The sequence below is a fragment of the Planctomyces sp. SH-PL14 genome, assembly GCF_001610835.1.
GTDB lineage: Bacteria > Planctomycetota > Planctomycetia > Planctomycetales > Planctomycetaceae > Planctomyces_A.
Genome location: NZ_CP011270.1, coordinates 5,527,419 through 5,547,625 on the forward strand (window position 1 = coordinate 5,527,419; position 20,207 = coordinate 5,547,625).

Consider the following 20,207-nt stretch of genomic DNA (forward strand, 5'->3'; position numbering starts at 1 on the left):
CAGAGTATGCGAGGCGTTTCGGGAGAGAGTGGAAGCCACAGATCAACACGGATGGACACAGATCGAAGCAGGAAGCCGACCCATTAGCCTGCCCTCCGGTCTCTTTCGTCTCCGTCTCCTCTGCGCCTCTGTGTTTCTGAATTTCAGTCCGCGTTTCTCAATCTCAGTCCGTCTCGCGGAAGCGCGATACGTCGTTTCCGATCCCTCGCTGGCGCTTCGGGCTGGTGGTGGCGAGACACCCGCGAAAAGAGGTTCGCCACGTCCGGCACGGGTCACGCCAGGATGTCTTTGACGACCCGCCCGTGGACGTCGGTCAGCCGGAAGTCGCGGCCGCTGTAGCGGAAGGTGAGCCGCTCGTGGTCGAGGCCCAGCAGGTGCAGCAGCGTGGCGTGCAGGTCGTGGATGTGGACCTTGTTCCGGACGGCGAAGTAGCCGTAGTCGTCCGTTTCGCCGTACCGCATCCCCCCCTTCACGCCGCCGCCGGCCATCCACATCGTGAAGCCTTCGGGGTTGTGGTCCCGGCCCTTGTTCCCTTCGACCGTCGGCGTCCGGCCGAACTCGCCCCCCCAGAGGACGAGCGTGTCATTCAGCAGCCCGCGGTTCTTGAGGTCGGTCAGGAGGCCGGCGATCGGGAGGTCGACTTCGCGGGCGTTCTTGGTGTGTCCTTCGAAGAGGTCGCTGTGCTGGTCCCACTGGACCTTGGAGTCGCTGTGGGTCACCTGCACGAAGCGGACCCCCCGCTCGGAGAACCGCCGGGCCATGAGGCACTGCCGGCCGAAGTCCGCCGTCACGGGATCGCCGAGGCCGTAGAGCTGGTGGGTCGCTTCCGTCTCCTGCGAGACGTCCTGGACCTCGGGCATCGACGTCTGCATCCGGAAGGCGAGCTCGAAGGAGGCGATCCGCCCTTCGAGGTCGCGGTCGGGGCCGGTCTCTTCGAGGTGCGTGCGGTTCATCCGGGCCAGGAGGTCGAGCTGCCGCCGCTGCTCGTCGCGTGAGTAGCGGCCGTTGGCGATGTGCCGGACGATCGCCTGCTGGGCCGGGATGCCGGCGTGGCCGATCGGCGTTCCCTGGTTGGTCGTCGGCAGGAAGGCGGCGCTCCAGTTGTTGACGCCGCCGTGGGCCAGCGTCGGGCAGATCGTGACGAACGACGGCAGGTTGTGGTTCTCGGTCCCCAGGCCGTAGCTGACCCAGGAGCCCAGGCTGGGGCGGACGAAGGTGTCGCTGCCGGTGTGGAGCTTGAGCAGGGCTCCGCCGTGGGCGGGGTTGGTGCCGTGGAGCGAGTTGATGACGCACAGGTCGTCGACCCGCTGGGCCACGTGCGGGAAGAGCTCGCTGACTTCCAGGCCGCTCTCGCCGTGCTTCTCGAACTTCCACGGCGACTTCATCAGGTTGCCGGTCTTGGCGAACGTGACCCGCGGCTTGTCGAAGGGGAGGGGCTTGCCGTCGTCCCGCGTCAGGAGGGGCTTGGGGTCGAACGTGTCGATGTGCGACGGCCCCCCTTTCATGAACAGGAAGATCACCCGCTTGGCCCGCGGAGCGAAGTGCGGCGCCAGCTCCGACACCTTCTTCTCAAGCGCCGCCGTCCCCTCCTTGGCCCGTGCCTCGTCGGCCAGGAGAGCCGACAGCGCCAGATGCCCGAACCCGACGGCAGAGGTCTGAAGCAATCGGCGGCGGCTGGTCGGCGGAGCAGGGACGAACTTCATTCGCTTCTCTGTGGATTCAGGAGATTGAGGAGAGAAGAGTTAAACACCAAGACACCAAGGAGGCACAAAGAGCACAAAGGATCTGCCTCGGGGATGAGTCCTTGGTGTCCTTGGTGAAATCTTTGTGTCTTGGTGTTTAATCCTGATCCGCCGATCTATCGCACGTACAGGAACTCGTTGCTCGTCAGGAGGACTTGAGCCAGGGCCTCCCACGCCCGCTGCTGCGGCTTCGCTTCGGTCTGATCGCCCGGGGGCGGGCCAAAGCCGGTAAGGAAGTCGAGGGCGGCGCGGGTCTCGGGCGCGGTCGGGGAGCGGCCGAAGGCGAGCTGGTAGGCGCGGTCGATCCGCTGCGAATCATCACGGTCCGGCTCGGCGAGGAGGCGGGCGGCGAGCTTCTCCGACGAGCTCAGGACGAGGTCGCTGTTGAGGAGGAGAAGCGCCTGCGGGGAGACGGTCGTCGAGGCCCGGTCGCCGCTGACGACGCTCGGCTCGGGGAAGTCGAACTGCTGGAACAGGTCGTAAACGTGGTTGCGGATCACCGGCAGGTAGATCGACCGCCGCGGGATGTCGTACCCGGTCGCGTCCTTCGAAGTGTGGTCGAAGATGTAGGAGCGGTTCCCCAGCTTGCAGGTGTCGCCGCCGACGGTCCGGTCGAGCGTCCCGGCAACCGCCAGCAGGCCGTCGCGGATCTCTTCGGCTTCCAGGCGGCGGAGGGAGAATCGCCAGTGGAGGCGGTTCTCCGGATCGAGCCGCAGCCCGTCGGGATTGGGATCGGAGCTCCGCTGATAAACCTGCGAGAGCAGGATCACCCGGTGCAGCTTCTTGATCGACCAGCCCTGCTCGACGAACTCGCTGGCGAGCCATTCGAGGAGCGGCGGGATCGCGGGCCGTTCGCCCAGGATGCCGAAGTTGTCGGTGGTGTTGCTCAGCCCCTGGCCAAAGTGCCACCGCCAGACCCGGTTGACCATCACGCGGGCGGTGAGCGGGTGCTCGCGGCGGGTCAGCCACTCCGCCAGCTCCAGCCGGCCGCTCCGCTCCGAAGGGATCGCGGTCATGATCGGCGCGTCGGTCGTGGCGATCGCCCTATCGTCGGCCGGGGCCTCGGTCGAAACCACCTGCAGGAACCCGCGGGGGACTTCCTCGCCGAGGGTCAGGTGGCTGCCGCGGCGATGGATCTTGAGGTTCACCGGTTCCGCCTCGGTCACGCCGAGGGCGGTCGGGAGGACGGGGGCCTTCTTCTCCAGTTCCTTGAGCTCCGCTTCGAGCGTCGGCTTCTCTTCGGCCGTGGCGGCGGTGATCCGGGCCTTCAGGTCGGCGACCTGCTTCGTATGGGCGGCCGCCTGTTCTTCTTCCGCGGCGCTGGCGATCGAGTTCTCCCACCAGCGGGAGACGATCCCCGCCCCCTGCGGCTCCATCGTCTTCGTGCTGCGGAGGATGCCGGCGAGGGCGTAGTAGTCGGCGGTCGGGACGGGGTCGAACTTGTGGTCGTGGCACCGCGCGCAGCCCAGCGTCAGCCCCAGGAACGCCTTCCCGAGGGTGTCGACCTGCTCGTCGATGATGTCCATCTGCATCTTGGTCTTGTCCGGCTCCGCCAGGACCTTTGCCCCGAGCGACAGGAACCCGGTCGCGATCAGCCGCTCCTGCCGGCGGGCGGGGTCGTCCGTCGCGATGAGGTCCCCGGCGATCTGTTCCCTGACGAACTCGTCGTACGGCTTGTCGCGGTTGAACGCCTGGACGACGTAATCGCGATACCGCCACGCGTTCCCGAAGGCGACGTTCTCATCCAGCCCGTTCGAGTCCGCATACCGCGCGACATCGAGCCAGTGCCGCCCCCACCGCTCGCCGTAGGCAGGCGACTCCAGCAGCTCGTCGACAACCGTCGCGAAGGCATCGGGCGCGGGATCGTTCACGAACCGCTCGACCTGCTCGGGCGTCGGCGGGAGTCCGGTCAGGTCGAAGTAAGCCCGGCGGATCAGGACGCGGCGACTCGCGGGTGCGGCCGGAGCGAGCCCTTTCTCTTCGAGGGCGGCGAGGACGAAGCGGTCGATCGGCGTGGCCGCGAGCGACATGTCGCGGACGGCGGGAAGCTCCGGCCGAACGACGGGCTGGAAGGCCCAGAACCCGCGTCCGTCGGCAACGCTCATCCCCATCTTCTTGCGGGGGGCGGCCGGGTCGGCGGCGTCTCCCTGCCGGGGGTCGGGAGCCCCCATCTTGATCCACTGGGCGAGCAGATCGATCTCGGCGTCGGAGAGCTTGTTCTCCGGCGGCATCTGGAGTTCGCTGTCCTTGTAGCGGACCGCCCGCATCAGGAGGCTGGCGTCCGGATCGCCGGGGACGAGCGCCGGGCCGCCGTGTCCGCCCCGCCGCCAGCCTGCCGCGGTGTCGAGCCGGAGGTCTCCTTCGGGCTCGGATCCTTCGGCGGAGTGGCAGTCGGTGCAGTGCTTGACGAACAGCGGGCGGATTTTCTTTTCGAAGAACTCGATTCCGTCGGGGGTCGCGGCCGCGGCCGGGGGGGCGTCATCGGCTCGGAGACTCGACGAGACCGGGTCCAGGGGAGCGACGAGCAGGAGCAGAGTGGGGAGCGCGAGCCGGAGCGTGAGGAGCGGCGGGCGACGGGATGGCATCCGGGAAACTCCCAACGGTCGCGGACAACCGTCTTCCGCGGCGGGGATCGCGGACCGGTGAGGCGGCGGTCCAGGTTCCGACGGCAGAGAGGCGAACGGGGGCGAGGGGCGGGGCAGGCGGGGGACGGGACGAGCCGTGGGGCGGACAGTCTCCGTCGACAAAAACTCTACCCGGAAATGAGCCCCGTCGCGATTCCCGATCCGGGAAAGGATGATTTTGCGCTGCCTAATACTGGGGAGATTCCGGGATCGCGAACCACGTCCTTGCCGGCACAGCGCTGATCGCTCAAACCCAACGTGCGACGGCAGCCGGGGTCAAGGGGGCCTCGCCCCCTTGCCGCCGGAGGCCTCTTCCATGAGGAACCGTGGTAAACAACGGACGTCCCCTTTGTGGTACCGGCGATGAGGACTCCCCGCTCGCCCTGCCATCCCCGCGCGTTGGTGAGGGGGCATACGACACGTCGTCCGCGCTTGGACCCTCGCTCCTTCAGAAAGATCGGGACGAGACGGGCCTCCGGCGGGCAAAGGGGCGTTGCCCCTCTGCACTCCCCACCAGGGGTTACCCCCTGGACCCCGGTTCGGTTGCGCCCGGGATCATCCGTCGATCAATGGCTTCCTCTTCCACTTCGCCGGACCGGCGCCGGCACCAACGATCGCCGCAAAGCCTCCCGAAAAATCTCCACCGGCCGCGACAGGTGCGCAAACTTCCGCGTCACCACCGCCACACCAATCGAATCCGCCTGCTCCGGCAGCGGACGAATATGAAGCTTCGAAGCCCCAGCACTCCCCCCCGCAATGTGCACCAGAGCAATCCCCAGCCCCGCCGCCACATACTGCTGAATGTTGTCCAGCAGCGGCGTCTCCATCACGATCCGCACCCGGTCGACCAGCTGATGCTGCACCAGCACCTGATCCAGCGACCGCCGCGCATACGCCCCCTCAGGCGGAACAACAAGCGGATACGCCACCCAGTCCGCCGGCGTCACGACCCGCTTCCGGGCCAGCGGATGCCGCGCCGGCGTGATCAGCGAAAACGGCAGATCCGCCACAAACTCAAAGTCGACCTGCGGCGGCAACGGCTCCTTGCGGTCCTGAAACACGATCCCGATATCCGCCTGCCCCCGCTCCACCAGCTCAACAATCTGCTTGATCCAGATCAGCACGCGGAGCTTCAACCGCACCTCCGGGTTCTCCGCGGTGAACGTCCGGACCGCCGCCGGAAGATGAGACGACGCCAGATACGGCGTAGCGGCGACCGTCAGCTCCGGCGGCAACTGCAACTGCCGCGCGGCAAACAGCGACTCCAGCGAATCCAGCCCGCTGACGTGCGGCTGAACGATATCAAGGAGCACCCGCCCTTCATCGGTCAGCTCAACAACCCGGCCACGACGGCGGATAAGCGTGGTCTTGAGATGCGTCTCCAGAGCCCGGACCTGCTGCCACACGGTCGGCGTCGAAAGCCCCAGCCGGCGAGCCGCAGCGGTGAAATTCCCCTCAGTCGCAACGACGCAGAAACTCCGCAGTTGCGGCAGCTGGATCTCCTTGTAGCGGTCGGTGCGGTTCATGAGGGAGGGCGAACCCGTAAGGACTGGCGAGCGACGGCCACTCTAAAGGGACCCTCCACGAAATCGAAGCGAGGTCACCCGCGGGCCGTCGAAGAGATGAAACACAGAGACACGGAGAGCACAGAGAGGGGAAGAATAAGAGCCACAGATGAACACGGATCAACACAGATAAAGGCAGGGGACACGAACGGTGTCGAGCCCCCGTCGCGGGATCGTGGCCCCGATGTTCAGGCCCGTCCGGTTGAGGAGTGAGTCGTGAGCGTCGGAAGATGTTTCCAAAGAGGGAACGCCGAAGGCGTTAAACAACTTAGCCTGGGGCAACGCCCCAGGTTTGCGTTGCGTCTCAATCGGTGAGCCCTGAAGGGGCGACACAAGGCCGTTGTTGTGGCGCCCCTTCAGGGCTTCGGATCAATTGTGATCGCCATTCCTGGGGCGTTGCCCCAGGCTGGTTTGTTTCACGCCGTTGGCGTGGCCCTGCTCTCAAGGTCCGCGTTCTCCGGGCCTCCCCGCGTGACGCTCATTCCGCCCATCTCACGCGGGCCCGAACCGTCTCCAGAGCTCCTCGAACGCGACCGCCTCCATCGTCGTTCCGGTGAACTCGTGCTGTTCGTTGATCTCCGACAGGGGGGGGCAGGGCACTTGGCCCAGCCACGTTCCTCCGGAGCATTGGTCTGCATCGGCGAAGTCGACATGACCGTCCGCAAAGAATTCGAGCTTCCGCACCTCGTTCCGCTCCGCGTCCAGCTCCGAAACGAGCCGAACCGGTTCGTCGGGAAAACTGTGATGCCACAGAACGTCGATGTACTCCACGGCGCGTCCTCAATGGTGTTCGGTGAGTGCCACGGCCCTCTCGCGAAGCCCCAATCCTGCGGCGAGTCGTCATTCCTCCTCGTCGTCGTCGTCCTCCTCCTCGGACCCAAACTCCTCGCCCGAGTCCTCCGGATCGTTCCCGCCGGGAGCGAGGTCGCCGAACAGTGCGAACCTCAGGGCCGGCATGCCGAAGGCGATGAAGGCCAGGATCGCGTTCAGCAGGCTGGGCTGGGAGCGGCGATCGATCAGCGGCAGTCCGCCGACAACGCCATGAACGAGATAGGCCGCGCATCCGGCGAAGACGATCCAGGCGACCCCCCGCCACGCCCAGCCGAACCGCTCGCCGTTCCAGAGCCCGAGGAGGACGAAGACCGAAAGCAGTTCGGTAGCGGCGAGGACCACCACGGCGGTGACCGTCTTGAGCCCGCCAAGCAGCGGCAACGCCAGAGCGAAGATCAGGAAGGACGGAAACAACGCCCAGAATACGAATCCGCGGGCCGGCATGCGTGCTCCCCGTGTTGAAATCGGCCCGTGCCTCTCCGGGCGAACGCGCGTCTGAAGGGGGGCGGCGGTTCGCCTCCGGTTACTTCTCCTCGTCGCCGACGTCGAACGTCGCCACGACCTTGATCTCGAAGTCGAGGGCCCGCCAGTTCTTGCCCCAGACCTCGTCGTCCTCGCGGCGGATGTTCTCCTCGCGGACGAGAGCGGAAGTGGAGGAGACGTCCGGGTTGTACATCTCGTAGGCCCCCTCCTCCATGAAGGCGGGAACCCGCAGGCTGCGGAGCCGCTGGAGCGGAGTGCCGGCTCCGGCGGCGAGGATCTCGGCATCCCGCTTCGCCCGGGCAAAGGCGCGGGCCGCGCACTTCTTCTGCTCGTCGAGGGGCAGGTGCGCGACGAACAGGTACTTCGCCACTCCCGGCGAGAGGGTCGGCATGAGGCCGAAGCGGTTGTTCTCTTCCTCCTCCTGCGGGTCGTCCCCGTCTCCACCGTCCTCGCCGTCGTTGACCTTGGAGAGGTCGGCGTCACGGATCTTCTGCTGCAGCGTCCCGATCTCGACCGCCAGCTCGATCGGCTCGCGGGCCTTGAGCTCCCAGTCCGCCGTCAGCGACATCGAGGCCGAGACCTTGCGGGCGGGAGCGGCCGCGGGGGCTTCGGCCGGCGGGGCGTTGCCGGCACCCGCGGCGGCCGCCTTGGGCTTGGCCTCGTCGTCCTCTTCCGCGTTGGCCGCCTCGGCGCCGTCGATCGGCTGGTTCTTCCGGATCCCCGGGTCGCCGAAGCGGATCGACTCCGGGATCGCACCCAGGACCTGGAGCTGTTTGCGGTCCCGTTCGATCAGGACCTTGAGCATCGCCATCGCGTCGGCGATCGACTCTCCGTGGACGACAAGTTCCATCCGCAGCCGCATCTTCTCCGGGCGGAGCCGGACGTTCGCCGTCCCCGACGCCTGGATCCCTTCGGAGCGGATGATCTGAGCCTGAGCTTCGGCGGCCGCGAAGACCGACAGTGAGCACAGGAGGGCGAGCCGGATGGAGGATCTCAAGTCGGGACCTGCGAGCCAGGGGAAGGCGATTCGGGGTCGAGGGGCCGTCTCGTCGATGGGCGGCGCGATCGGAGGGAACGCCCGGTGTGGAGCCCTGCCGCGAGTCGCCCTTCGATGCATCGACACAGACGGACATCGATCGCTGCAGTGTCGGTCGTGGCTGAGCGGCGGGTCAAGCAGACCGCTGGTTGGATGGACGGGGGGGACATTTGCCGATTGGTGGTCACCCAGATACTTGCCAACCGGGTCCAGGGGCACCCTGGTGGGGGATGCAAGGGGGCGACGCCCCTTTGCCCGCCGGAGGCCTGGCCGTCGGAAGATGTCTGAAGGAGCAAGTGTCCAATCGCGGCCAACGTATCGTATGTCCCCTCACCAACCCGCGAGGATTGCAAACCCAGCGGTGTGATATGAGGGAGTCCTCAACCCCGTTACCACAAAGGGGACGTCCGTCGTGTACCACGGTTCCTCACAGGAGTGCCTCCGGCGGCAAGGGGGCGTGGCCCCCTTGACCCCAGCCTGCCGTGGCACGTTGGGTTTGAGCTGGCAGAGTCGTGCCGGCATGGACGCGGTTCGAGACAGCGGACCACCCCCCGCGTCACTTCCGCACCGCAACCACCCGGAACCCGATGTGGTCATATCGCCGCTCCGGCTCAAACCGCACCCGGAACGCGCTTCGGCAGGGCCAGCCTTCGTCCGCCCAGCAGCCCCCGCGGCGGACGCGGGAGAGGGCGCCGTTCCGGCTCGGGGCGGCCGTCTCCCGGGCATCGCGAAGATCGGGATCGGTCCCTCCCGGCAGACGGCCGTGATACCAGTCCCGGCACCACTCATACGTATTGCCGTGCATGTCCCGGAGTCCCCAGGCGTTGGCGGGATACTGGCCGACCGGTGCCGCCCGGCCGAGCGACGGACCCGCCGGCGCGCCGTTGTAGGGCTGGCCCTTGTAGTTCGCCTGCCCGCTCCCGAGCCGGTCGCCGAACGACGTAGCGGTCGTGGTCCCGGCCCGGCAGGCGTACTCCCACTGGGCCTCGGTCGGGAGCCGGAACTCCCAGTCCTCCGGTAGCTCCCCCGCCTCACGGGCCTTTCGCGTGAGACTCGCGCAGAAGCCCTCCGCCTCGGCGAAGTTCACGTTGCCGACCGGGAGATCGTCCTCCGCGGGAAGCTCCTGCGTCGGCTCTCCGGGGAGCGGGCCGACGATCCGCTTCCAGTCCCCCTGCGTCGTCTCGTCCTGGCTCGTCCAGAAGCCCCGCGAAAGCCGGACCTCGACCTGCGTCTCATCCGGCCGCCGCTCCGGCTCGTCCGGCGGACTCCCCATCGTGAACCGCCCCGCCGGACACCAGCGGAGCGTCAGCCCCTGGACCTTCCGCTCGTCGCCGGGGCTCTGGCCGTCGAAGGACGACGAGGGGGCGGTCCGTGCCGAATCGTCCCCCTTCGCTTCAGGCTCGTCACGGCGACAGCCCGGCCCGACGGTTCCCGCCACGACCAGCAACAGGATCCACCGGAACACCACCTCCGCTGAGCCGCGAAACATCATCGGCCTCCCGACCCGGACCCACCCGCAGGAACACCCGTTGTCGCCTGCACGGTTCCTCGACGGGGGGCCCCCTCCGGCGGCCAAAGGGCTGCCGCCCCCTGGACCTCCGGCCCCCGCCTCGACCAACTCCAATGCCGCCGCACCCCTCCACAACCGGCACAGCATGTATTTTCGGCAAACTCGACGTATTCGCCCCGTATAACCCAAAATCCCCATTCTTGCATTGCGTCCGACCGCCCGGTCAAATACCGCGAAACCCTTTGGCGCGACACAACTCAATTTTCAACTACGGGGGCTTGTGATGAAACGATGGATTTTGGCAGCGACGGCGATTGCGGGCCTGTTCGCGTCTCAGGACGCAGAGGCCGGCCGTCGCCACGGATCGAGCGGCGGAAGCCACGGGTCCTCGGGCGGTGACGTCGACTTCGGCTCGTCGGGCGGCTCGTCCGGCGGTTCCTCCGGTGCCTGGGGCGGCTCTTCGGGCGCCTGGGGCGGTTCGTCCGGTGCTTGGGGTGGATCCTCGGGCGGCTGGGGCGGCGGATCTTCGGGCGGCTCCTCCGGCGGACACGGTTCGTCGGGCGGCTTCCGTCACTGGTGGCGCGGCGGTTCCTCGGGCGGCTCGTCCGGTGGTTCCTCCGGCGGCGTCCATGGCTCCTCGGGCGGTGCTTACGGTTCGTCGGGCGGAGCCTACGGCTCGCACGGCAGCAGCGGCGGCGCGTGGGGCGGCTCCTCGGGCGGACACGGCCCGGTTTACTACGGCGGCCCGATGGGCGCCCTCCCGGCTCCGGTCGCCCCGGTCGTCGCGGCTCCGGCTCAGGTCAAGGCCCAGCTCGTGATGCACGTTCCGGAATCGGCCGACGTGTACATGCTCGACCGCAAGATGAGCCTCACCGGCGAAACGCGGAAGTTCGTGACCCCGCAGCTCGAAGCGGGCCGGGTCTACACCCTCACGATCCGCGTCGAATGGCAGAAGGACGGCGTCAGCTACGTCGCCCAGGGCCAGCAGAAGGTCCGCGGCGGCGACCGCTTCGAACTGGAAGCCCGTCTGAACGACGCCGGCTCGGAGCTCGTGGTCGTTCCGCGTTCGGCCCAGCCCCGCGGCTTCGAGTTCACCCCGGCCGCTCCGGTCGTGGCGGACGCCAAGGTCGTCCTGAAGTGATCTGCCCGGGAGAGTGAGAAAACCGGCCCGGAACGCTCCGGTCCGGCAGAATCGATTCTCCCGGCGTCCTGATCCGCGAATGCGTCTTTCGGCACGGGATCCCGTCCCAACAGGGTCCCGTGCCGTTTCTATTTTGGAGGCCGGACCGGAACCATTTCCGGCCCGACGCGTCCACGTGTTGTCTCGCCTCATGACCTCTTCCTCCCCTCCTCCCGACAGCGAAGGAGCCCGCCCCGCGGCCGTCCCTTCCGTGATGGAGTCCGGCCCGAACCGTGGCCCCGCCTCCTGGTGGTGGAAACTCCCCCTCAGCGCCGCGATCCTCTACCACCTCGCCGCGATCGTCCTCGCCCCGGCCTCGATCTCGCCGTCATCGGCCCTGATCCGCGAAACGTGGCGGGGCGTCGGGCACTACCTCCAGTTCGTGAACCTGAACCACGGGTCGCACTTCTTCGCCCCCGATCCCGGTCCCGCGACGCTCGTCCGCTATACGGCCAAACTTCCCTCCGGCGAAGAAGTGAAGGGGCAGATCCCGGACCGCACGCTCCAGTGGCCGCGGCTCCTCTACCATCGCCACTTCATGCTGACCGAGTTCCTGGCCTCGAGCCGGTATCTCGACCCGCGGATCCGGCCTCTCCATGTCCGGGCTCTCGCGCGGCAGATCCTCCGCTCGCAGGGGGCGGACGAGGTGACGCTCGAAGAGGTGACGCACCAGCTCCCGCAGCCCGAGTGGGTCCGGTCCGGGTTCTCGCTGAACGATCCCGAGCTCTTTGAAGTCCAGCCGATCGGCCGATTCGAGCGGGGTGACTTCTGAACGCTCTCTTTCGCGAAGTCCGCTCCACGCTGGCCCGCGGCCTGCGGAACTGGGACCGCTTCTGGTTCGAGCCGCTCCGTCCGGAGGCCCTGTGCCTCCTGCGGATCCTCTCGGGGATGATGCTGCTCTACACGCACCTCGTGTGGGGGCTGGCGCTCGAGGCGTTCTTCGGTCCGGACGGCTGGCAGGATACGCTCCTCGTCGCCACGCGGCAGCAGGAGAGCGGCGCCTGGTCGCTCCTGTGGTTCGTTCCGCCGGAGCATCTCCGGACGTTCCACTATGCAGGTCTCGCGGTAATCGGCTGCTATACCGTCGGGCTCTTCACGCGGGTGACCTCGGTCGCCGCGTGGATCGTCGCGGTCTCGTACATCAACCGGGCGCCGATGGCGAACTTCGGGCTGGATCAGGTCAACTCGATGATCCTGCTCTACCTGTGTCTCGCGCCGTGCGGGGCGGCGTTCTCGGTGGACCGGCTGTGGCAGGCGTATCGCTGCCGGCAGGCGAACCGTCCGGTGCCTCGTCCCGCCGCGACCGTCATGACACGGGTGGCGACGCGGCTGCTGCAGGTCCATGTCGCGGTGCTGTACCTCTTTGCCGGCCTGTCGAAGCTCAAGGGGCAGACGTGGTGGACGGGGGACGCGGTGTGGCTGGGGGCGGCGAACTATGAGTATCAGTCGGGGAGCCTTGAGTGGCTGGCCTGGCATCCATTCCTGGTGAACTTCCTGACGCACGCGACGGTGTTCTTTGAGATCTCGTTCTGCGTCTTCGTGTGGATGCGGCCGCTGCGGCCGATCGTGCTCCTGGGGGGGACGATGCTGCACCTGGGGATCGGCGGGTTCCTGGGGATGTGGACGTTCGGGCTGGCGATGATCCTCACGTACGTGAGCTTCCTGCCGCCGGAGTGGATCGCCTCCGCGGACACGAACCCGCCGCCGCCCGGCCCGCCCGGTCCTCCGGCGAAGTCGCGCGAAGAGGGATTGTCCGCGTCATCGGCCGCTGTGTCGTCGGAGTCGTCACGCCCGGTGAGCCGGGAAGCCGTGCTGCACCTGGGCCTGTTGCCGATCGGGCTGGCGCTGCTGCTGGCCGGATGCGGCGTGGAAGGGGCGGCTCGCGGTTCCGCGGAGGACCAGCTTCTGGAGCGGGGCCGGATGTTTGTGGGGCGGGAGGATTACCCGAAGGCGATCGCCGCTCTGACCGAGGGGTTGGGAGCGGCGCCGGCGGATGCGGATCTGCTCTATGAGCGGGGGATCGCTTATGAGCGGTCGGGGCAGCTTGATGCGGCCCTGGCGGACTACACCGCGGCGGTGGCGGCGCGGCCGGGGTTTGCACGGGCGATGAACAATGAGGCCGCGATTCATGCGCGGCAGGGGCGGCTGGTTGCGGCGGTCGAGGGGTTCGGGCGGGTGCTGGAGAGGGATCCGGCGGATGCGCTGGCGCTGCGGAATCGGGCTCAGGCGCTGCTCGATCTGATGCGGTTTGAGGAGGCGGAGAAGGATCTGCTGCGTTCGATCGAGCTGGATCCGGCGGCGCCGGAGCCGTGGCATCAGCTGGGGGTGGTGCGGGAGCGGGCGGGGCAGGTGGAGAAGGCCATCGAGGCGTTTTCGGCGGCGCTGCGGTTGAATCCGTTGTCTGCGGAGTCGTGGCAGAAGCGGGGGGAGTTGTATCGGCGGCTGGGTCGGGAGGGTGAGGCGCGGCATGATCTGGCGCGGGCTGCGGAGATCAAGCCGGCGCTGGAGTTGGGGGTGGAGGAGATGCCGGTGTTGCCGGTGGAGGAGATCGCGCCGTTGCCGGTCGAGCCAAAGCCCGTCGATGAGATCCCGCTCCCAGAGCGTTCTTAAACCGGGTCCAGGGGCACCCTGGTGGGGAGTGCAGAGGGGCAACGCCCCTTTGCCCGCCGGAGGCCTGGCCGTCGGGTGATGTCTGAAGGAGGGCGTGTCCAGACGCGGACACCGTGCCGTATGCCCCCACACCAACCCGCGCGGATTGCAAAGCGAGCGTGGAGTCCTCAACGCCGGTACCACAAAGGGGACACCCGTTGCGTACCACGGTTCCTCACAGGAGTGCCTCCGGCGGCAAGGGGTGACCCCCTTGACCCCGGCTGCCGTAGCACGTTGGGATTGAGCTATGGGAGCTGCGCCGGCAAGGACACGTTACTCGGCGGGCGGAGTTGTCGTTGGCGGGACGGGCACCACATACATCGGCTCATCCACCGCCACCGGAATCTCCAGCATCGCCCGATACACCGCACCCAGATACCCCGCATCCGACCCCTTATGCAGCACCGGCCCACGGCTCGCCCGCTCCAGCTGCATCGCCACATCATCAATCAACAGCTCCCGCTCGCCAATCGCCCCCTCGCCCAGAAAGTGCAGAATCAGCAACCGGTGGAGATCAAACCGCCGCTTCGCCAGCGGGTGCAGGGCAAAGTCCGGAACCTCGATCCGCGAAGCCTTCGTCTCCGGAGCCGGCGAACTCGAAGTCGCGGCCGCCGCGTCCTCCAGTGCGACCAGCCCCTCCATCAACCGCATCCGCTGCTCGACCGTCAGCAGGTCGGACTGCAGCAGCCCCTGAAGAATCGCAATGTCGTCCACGGTCGCGCTGGGAGCGGTCCCCAGCCGCCCCGCGATCTCGGAGACAAGGTCCGCCAGCGGCCGCTCGACCAGCCGACCCTTCACATCCGGCCCCTGCAACGAGATCCGCCGGACCCGCGGACCCGCCTTCGCTCCCTCGGCCGGCTTCCCGGGAGCCTCGAACTGCGCGGCGTCATTCTTCAGGGCGGTCGCCCACTGCTGGATCGCCGGAGACAACCACTCCATCCGCGGCAGATGCCCGATCCGGTCATGCAGCCGCACGGCGTCGATGAGCATCGGCCGCGACCGCTCGAACTCGGCCCACGCCTGCCACAGGTCGCGGCTCATCCCCGCCGCGGACTCGATCGGCTTCGACTCCATCTCGATCGCATCCAGGTCGCGCCCCACCTTCTGCAGCCCGATCTCGATATCGGTCAGCTCCGCCGAGGAGTGCGGCTCGAACAGCACCTGCTCCTCCGTCCGCGCCAGGAGCGCCGCCACCGAGAGCAGCCGCCGCGGCGCGGAAAGCAGCGGCCACCGCCCCGGCTCCTCAGGCGGACTCATCAGCGCCGTCAGCCGGGTGCGGCTCCTGCGGATCGACTCCAGCAGCGCCTTCTGCGGCGTGACGCCGTCCTTCACGGGGGGCGACGGCTTCGACTCCGCAGACATCGGCTCGGCCTTCTCCGCGGCGATCGACAGGAGCGGGTCTCCATCGGGGGCCGGATTCTCCGCACTGACGAGACGCCCGCCGCGGATCGCGATCGGCCGGTCGGGCGCGGCCCCCCCGGAGAGGGCGGTGCGGAACTCGCCGAGCGACAGCGTCTGGTCCTTGTTCCTGTCCGCGGAGGCCGGGGCGGCGAGCGTCCCCCGGACGGCGGCAAAGAACCGCGTCGCCGACAGGTCGGGCCGCAGGAACTCTCCGCCGTGCGGAGGCCGTGAGACCAGGATCGTCGTCGGTCCGCCGGCCGCAGGACCCGCTTCCGCTTCCGCGCTTGCGGGCGGAGCGGCCGTACTCTCTTCGGCGGCCACCGAAGGATCGACGCGGCCTGGAGCCGCGAGGCCGGCAAGGTAGTCGTCGAGATAGACGCCGAGGCCCGGCTCCAGCGGAAGCGCTCCCGGCTCGAGGACGAGCAGGCGGCACTGCGCGGGGGCGGCATCCATCTGGCGGACAAGGTCCGCAATCGGAACAACCCCCTTCCACTTCGCCCCCGCCTTGGCGTCGGCAGCGGCCCCGTCTCCCGAAGGAGTCGGGTTCAGCCGCGCGTCACCGCAGACCAGCGAGGGAACGCTGAGGCCGGGGACGAGGTGCGTGCGGACGTAGACCAGCAGACTGTCGCCGGGAGCATGCCCGGAGAGCGCCTCCCGCAGCCCGCTGCGGACCTGCGCTTCCGTGGCGGCGGGAATCGGCGTGACCCGCAGCGGGGGATGAAGGTCCGTGGACTCGGAGCCGTCCGCCTCGGACTGCCCGTCAGCGATCCCCTGCAGGGCGGACCGGCTGGCGTTCGCGTACGGCAGGAAAGGGAGGTCGATCCGGTCGTTGGGGGCCGCGATCCAGACGATGTGGAGCGAACGGCCGGGAACATCGGCCACCGGGGCGGGACCGCTCTTGAGGAACGGCGTCGCCAGCGCGGCCGCCACGACGCACGCGACCAACCCCATCAGGAGGCGATCGGCCACCAGCCGCCCGCCCGTGAGCGGGGGCCCTTCGGGAGCCTTCCAGCGCTTGCGGTCAGAGGCGGCCATCGAAGCCCCTCGCGCGATCGCCGGAGACAATCGATCCCTCGGCCGGGCTCTCGACCGCGGCGCTCTTCGGAGCCAGCCAGCTCCGGACGGCGTTCACCGTCCCCGCATCCGTAAGCCGCATGAAGCACAGGGCCAGCACGGCGACGAGCAGGACCGTGTTGAGGACCGCCAGGGCCGTCCGGCCCATGTGGTAGCGGGAGTCCGCCTGGATCGCCTCGTAGGTCCAGCTCAGCTCATCCTCCTGCTCCATGACCTTGTAGAAGACGCTCTTCACGAACGCCTGCCGGTCGTCCTCGACCCCCGTCGCCGCAAAGTACAGCCCGCCGAACAGCAGCGCCTCGGGGTCGTCCGTGCTGCCGTACCCGTCCGAGAGGACGGCGGTCAGCTGCTCCTGGAGCTCGGACCGCATCCGGCAGAGCAGGGCATAGAGCTTGGGATTGCCGGGCTTCATCAGCCCGTCCGACTGCGTGAAGAGATGGTACGTCCAGTCCTCGAACGCCCCGCAGGCATGACGGACGACCGCCTCGACGAGCTCCGGCTGGGGCTGCGTCCACAGGTCGTTCCCCTTGCCGAAGCGATGGGCTTTGACGGCGTCCCGCCCGAGCCGCCGCACGAGTTCGCGGAACCCCGACTCCGTCTCCATCCCCCCCACGAGGGCCGTTACCGGGCAGCGGAGCTGAAGGCCGTCCCGCAGAAGAGTCAGGTCGCTCGCGACCGCCTGCCGGATCTTCTCGGGCATCGGGTTCCCCGCGCCGCCGAAGGCCCGGAACGGCAGGATGCTGATGATGCCGTTCACCGGGACGTGCGGCTGGCGGGCGAGCCGCAGGAGATGGCACAGCGCGCGGACCCGATCCTCCATGAGGGCGATGTCCGCCTCTTCGAGCTCCGGCGGCGGAGCGGCGAACGAGATCTGGTCCATGACGGCGAGCGACCGCGTCGCCGCCCGGACCGCGTCGGCCTCGGGGAAGTGCATCGTTCCCCGGCCGGCACCGCCCGCCATCGCGGGGACCGGCGTGGGGGGTGACGCCAGGTACTGGCCGATGTCTCCGCCGGGGACGGCGATCGTCTTCGAGAGGCGGCCCGCGGCGCGGCGGACCGAGTCGGCGCTCGCCGGGGGGGAGAGGGTCCGGGTGATCTGCCCGACGAGCGAAACGTCCGTCAGGCACAGGAAGACGGCGTCCCGGTTGGCGTACCAGTAGAGGGGGGCCGGGGGGGCGTCGGCCGCGGGGGCGACGTCAAACTTGATGTCCGCCGACTGGATCAGCGCCTTCAGCGCGACCTCGTGCTCGAGCCCCGTCACGAGAAAGAGCGGAGTCTCGGCCAGGCGGATCCCCTTCTGCTCGAGCGTCGCCACTCCGGAGCGGAACGCCTGCTCGATATCGCGGAACCGCGGGGCGTCCCCTTCGGCCCAGCGGCGGGCGAGGTGGTAGCCGACGAACGGCAGGACCCCGGCGACCGCGACCAGCACCGCCGCGAGCCGCGGATCGCGCCAGGCAGGCGAGTCCGGAGCGAGTCCGCCGGGCCGGAGCAGCGCGACCGCCGCCGCGACCGAGAGGATTCCAAAGAGAGCCAGGAACAGCGCGACCCGCGCCGGGAGGGTCATCCCCAGCACCCGCCGGGGGGTGGCAAAAAAGCCCAGGAACCGGGAGGCCATCCACGCCGCCGGCGCCGTGAGCCGATCGATGATGGCCAGCGGTTCCCTCATTCGGCATCCGCCTTCGCCTCGGCGTCCGGCTCGGGCGGCGGGCCGGACTTCCCGGGCTTGCCGGCGGCGTAGGACCAGCCGAGGGTGGCGAGGACCAGCAGCAGGACGAGCGTCGTCAGTCCGTTGGCCAGGAACTGGTACTTGCTCCGCAGGGGCCGCGCGGTCTCGCCCGGCTCGGGCTTCACGGGGATCGGCGGGCGGCCCTGGCGGAGGGCCAGGCCGCTCCGGACCTGCCGGGCCCAGACCTTGATGTCGGAGGGGAGGCTGTACTGCTTGAGGGTCGAGCCGTCGCCGGGGTCGTTGCGGTAGACGCCGCGGAAGCCCAGGACGACGCAGATGTAGTAGGCTTCGAGCCCGTCCTTGAGGGAGAACTTCTGGGCCTGCTCGGCCTTCTGGAAGAAGACGGAGGGGGCCTCGGTGGTGCCGAAGAACTCGTACTCGAGGGGGTGCTGTTCCCAGTCGGCGGCGGCGGCGAAGTTCATGACCTCGTCGATCCAGGCCGCGATGGCGTACTTGGCGAGCTTCCAGTCCTCGTTGTTGGCGAGGGCGGTCTCGGCCCCCTGGAAGGCGGTGATGAGTCCGGCGCGCTCCTCGAAGATGTCGAGCTGGGCACCCTGCTCGATGCGTTCGAGCATCCGGATGGCCCGGAGGAAGAGGGGATCGACCGCCTTTGCAAAACGGGGAGTCATGGGTCTCTTTCGGTGGCCGCGTCGCCCGCTGCCCTTGTCTGTCGTACCCGGTCGGCGTCCGCGGACGTGGGGATGCGGGCGGAACTCGTGTGGACGAGGTGGTAGCCCGCGACGTCCGGGGAAGGGATTTCTCCGGGGTTGCGTTGCCAGTCTAACCGGGTGTGACGGGGGTGTCAGCCGACGATTTTTCGGCGGAGAGCATTTCCCGGCGTGCCCGGCGGCGTCCGTTCCCCGGGGCCCGGCCGGGGCCCTGGCGAGGGGGACAGGGGGCCGGTGTCGTTCCCCGGGCTCCCCGTCCGCCGGAGGCCCGACCGTCGGAAACCGTGGAAAACGGGTTGTGTCCGGTCCACGGATGTCTGGCGACATGGTTGTCGCCCTCCAGTCGGCGCGCCGGGTCGCGTTCCCTTCCCCGTGATCTCTGTGCCTCTGTGTTTCCTTCTTCCGGACGAATTCGGAAACACAGAGGCACGGAGGACACAGAGAAGAGGAGAGAGGCGGGCCGAGACCGCCGTTCCTCTACCGGGGGAAGGATTGATCGGCCACGAAATCCCCCTCTGCCCCTTCGCCCGTCCACTCTCCCGCCCCGGAAGCGGACGAATCGGGATGCCCAGACGTCCGCCGATCTGCAAGAATGGCGGTCGCCTGCCGGCCCCCTCACTTCCGCACTTCCCCCGCGTTCCAGACTGAGTCTGACTGCCGATGAGAATTGTCCTCGAGGTGAGAAACGGGCCGCGTTCGGGACACCGCACCTGGCTGGCGGACGGGCAGGAGCTCAAGATCGGCCGGACCGAGTGGGCGGACTTCGCCTTCCCGGACGACCGCACCATGCCGGACGTGGGCCTCGTCCTCAAATGCGGCACCCGCGGGTGCGACGCCAAGTCCCCCTCCGACCGGCACCGCTTCCTCGTCAACGGCCAGCCGGTCCTGACCCACACGCTCAAGGACGGCGACATCCTCCAGGTCGGGAACACGGAGTTCCTGGTCTCCGTGCCACTTGCCGGGAACGACCGCCGGATCAGCGTCCCCCTGATCTGGACCAAGGGCCCCCGCTCGAGCGCGACGATCCCAAACTTTCCCTACGAGATGCGGCGGTGCCATTCCGGCCTCGTCTGCTACCGGGCCGACGCCGCGCGGTTCCCGATCCGGGCCCTGCTGCCGATCCTGGCCCGCCGGATGATCCTGTACCTCCTGGTGAACGGGGACCTGGCGGCCGAGGAAGAGAAGCCCGGGCTGGCCGCCTACCGCGAGTTCCCGCACGACATGACCCGGCCGGACGACGTCCTGGTGGCGAACCTGCGGGTCGTGACGCCCATGGACCCGGTCGACCGGGTGGCGCTCGCCGCGCGGCTCTGGCCGTCCGGGTGCGTCACGTGCGTCCTCTCCTCCCGCGAGCCGGACCACTTCATGACGCACCTGGCGTCGAGCGCCTTCCTGCTCTCGCGGCACGAGATGCTGCTGGAGCGGCTGGAGGGGGCGACGAGCTCGGTCCTCTCCGACGCCTTCCGCGGCGTGGCGGCGGTGGTCCTGCCCGACTCGACCGCCTCCTGGTCGATGTTCGCCGACCCGCAGCCGCGTCCCGTCTGGCAGAACCTGGGCCTCCCGACGGCGCCGCTCGGCCCGGCCAACAGCGTGAGCCGCGAGATCACCGACTCCAAGCGGTTCGGGTAGCCGGGCCGGGCGGGGAGTTAAACACCAAGACACAAAGAAGGCACCAAGTGCACAAAGCCCGGGAGGGCGAGGCTCCAGCCGAGCCGCGG

The 20,207-nt window shown here is 68.6% G+C and carries 14 protein-coding genes; 4 read left to right on the forward strand and 10 right to left on the reverse strand.

Annotated elements, in window-relative coordinates:
• Positions 1-272 precede the first annotated feature (272 nt).
• From VT03_RS21170 to VT03_RS21200, 7 genes are all read right to left on the reverse strand, one after another.
• On the reverse strand, positions 273-1,703 hold the full coding sequence (locus tag VT03_RS21170) for a DUF1501 domain-containing protein (RefSeq protein ID WP_075094833.1): 1,431 nt from the start codon (positions 1,701-1,703) through the stop codon (positions 273-275).
• 155 nt (positions 1,704-1,858) lie between these two features.
• Positions 1,859-4,327, reverse strand: a complete 2,469-nt coding sequence (locus tag VT03_RS21175; protein ID WP_075094834.1) for a PSD1 and planctomycete cytochrome C domain-containing protein — start codon at positions 4,325-4,327, stop codon at positions 1,859-1,861.
• Positions 4,328-4,932: 605 nt separating this feature from the next.
• Positions 4,933-5,892, reverse strand: coding sequence for a LysR family transcriptional regulator (locus tag VT03_RS21180; RefSeq protein ID WP_075094835.1), 960 nt, complete (start codon positions 5,890-5,892; stop codon positions 4,933-4,935).
• Between the two features lie 531 nt (positions 5,893-6,423).
• On the reverse strand, positions 6,424-6,702 hold the full coding sequence (locus tag VT03_RS21185) for a DUF6881 domain-containing protein (protein WP_075094836.1): 279 nt from the start codon (positions 6,700-6,702) through the stop codon (positions 6,424-6,426).
• Positions 6,703-6,771: 69 nt separating this feature from the next.
• Positions 6,772-7,206 carry a hypothetical protein gene (locus VT03_RS21190; RefSeq protein WP_075094837.1) on the reverse strand — a complete coding sequence of 145 codons (435 nt, stop codon included), beginning with the start codon at positions 7,204-7,206 and terminating at the stop codon, positions 6,772-6,774.
• Between the two features lie 79 nt (positions 7,207-7,285).
• Complete coding sequence (locus tag VT03_RS21195) at positions 7,286-8,242, reverse strand: SIMPL domain-containing protein (protein WP_075094838.1); 957 nt, start codon at positions 8,240-8,242, stop codon at positions 7,286-7,288.
• Between the two features lie 595 nt (positions 8,243-8,837).
• Entirely contained in the window at positions 8,838-9,770 is a 933-nt protein-coding gene (locus VT03_RS21200; protein ID WP_075094839.1) for a formylglycine-generating enzyme family protein, read from the reverse strand.
• A 304-nt stretch (positions 9,771-10,074) separates the two neighbouring features.
• On the opposite strand from VT03_RS21200, the gene VT03_RS32850 reads away from it, so the two are divergent.
• The 3 genes from VT03_RS32850 to VT03_RS21215 all read left to right on the forward strand — a co-directional run bounded on the left by VT03_RS32850 (position 10,075) and on the right by VT03_RS21215 (position 13,581).
• Positions 10,075-10,932 (forward strand): TIGR03000 domain-containing protein, encoded by an 858-nt coding sequence (locus VT03_RS32850; RefSeq protein ID WP_082846404.1) that lies wholly within the window; start codon positions 10,075-10,077, stop codon positions 10,930-10,932.
• A 190-nt stretch (positions 10,933-11,122) separates the two neighbouring features.
• The gene (locus tag VT03_RS21210) at positions 11,123-11,743 is read left to right on the forward strand and encodes a hypothetical protein (RefSeq protein WP_156514670.1); all 621 of its coding nucleotides are present in this window, start codon (positions 11,123-11,125) and stop codon (positions 11,741-11,743) included.
• A gap of 116 nt (positions 11,744-11,859) precedes the next feature.
• Positions 11,860-13,581, forward strand: coding sequence for a tetratricopeptide repeat protein (locus VT03_RS21215; RefSeq protein WP_075094842.1), 1,722 nt, complete (start codon positions 11,860-11,862; stop codon positions 13,579-13,581).
• A 312-nt stretch (positions 13,582-13,893) separates the two neighbouring features.
• Here VT03_RS21215 and VT03_RS21220 read toward each other — a convergent pair whose 3' ends face one another.
• The 3 genes from VT03_RS21220 to VT03_RS21230 are packed head-to-tail and all read right to left on the reverse strand — an operon-like array spanning position 13,894 to position 18,450.
• Positions 13,894-16,056 (reverse strand): hypothetical protein, encoded by a 2,163-nt coding sequence (locus VT03_RS21220; RefSeq protein WP_075094843.1) that lies wholly within the window; start codon positions 16,054-16,056, stop codon positions 13,894-13,896.
• A complete protein-coding gene (locus VT03_RS21225) occupies positions 16,043-17,761 on the reverse strand; it encodes a type VI secretion protein IcmF/TssM N-terminal domain-containing protein (protein ID WP_075094844.1) in 1,719 nt (572 codons plus the stop codon). Before VT03_RS21225 ends, VT03_RS21220 begins: the two co-directional genes overlap by 14 nt.
• Positions 17,758-18,450: a DotU family type IV/VI secretion system protein gene (locus VT03_RS21230; RefSeq protein ID WP_075094845.1), complete on the reverse strand. Its 693-nt coding sequence runs from the start codon at positions 18,448-18,450 to the stop codon at positions 17,758-17,760. The genes VT03_RS21225 and VT03_RS21230 overlap by 4 nt, the downstream gene beginning before the upstream one ends.
• Before the next feature lie 699 nt (positions 18,451-19,149).
• On the opposite strand from VT03_RS21230, the gene VT03_RS21235 reads away from it, so the two are divergent.
• Positions 19,150-20,118, forward strand: a complete 969-nt coding sequence (locus VT03_RS21235) for a hypothetical protein (protein WP_075094846.1) — start codon at positions 19,150-19,152, stop codon at positions 20,116-20,118.
• Positions 20,119-20,207 lie beyond the last annotated feature (89 nt).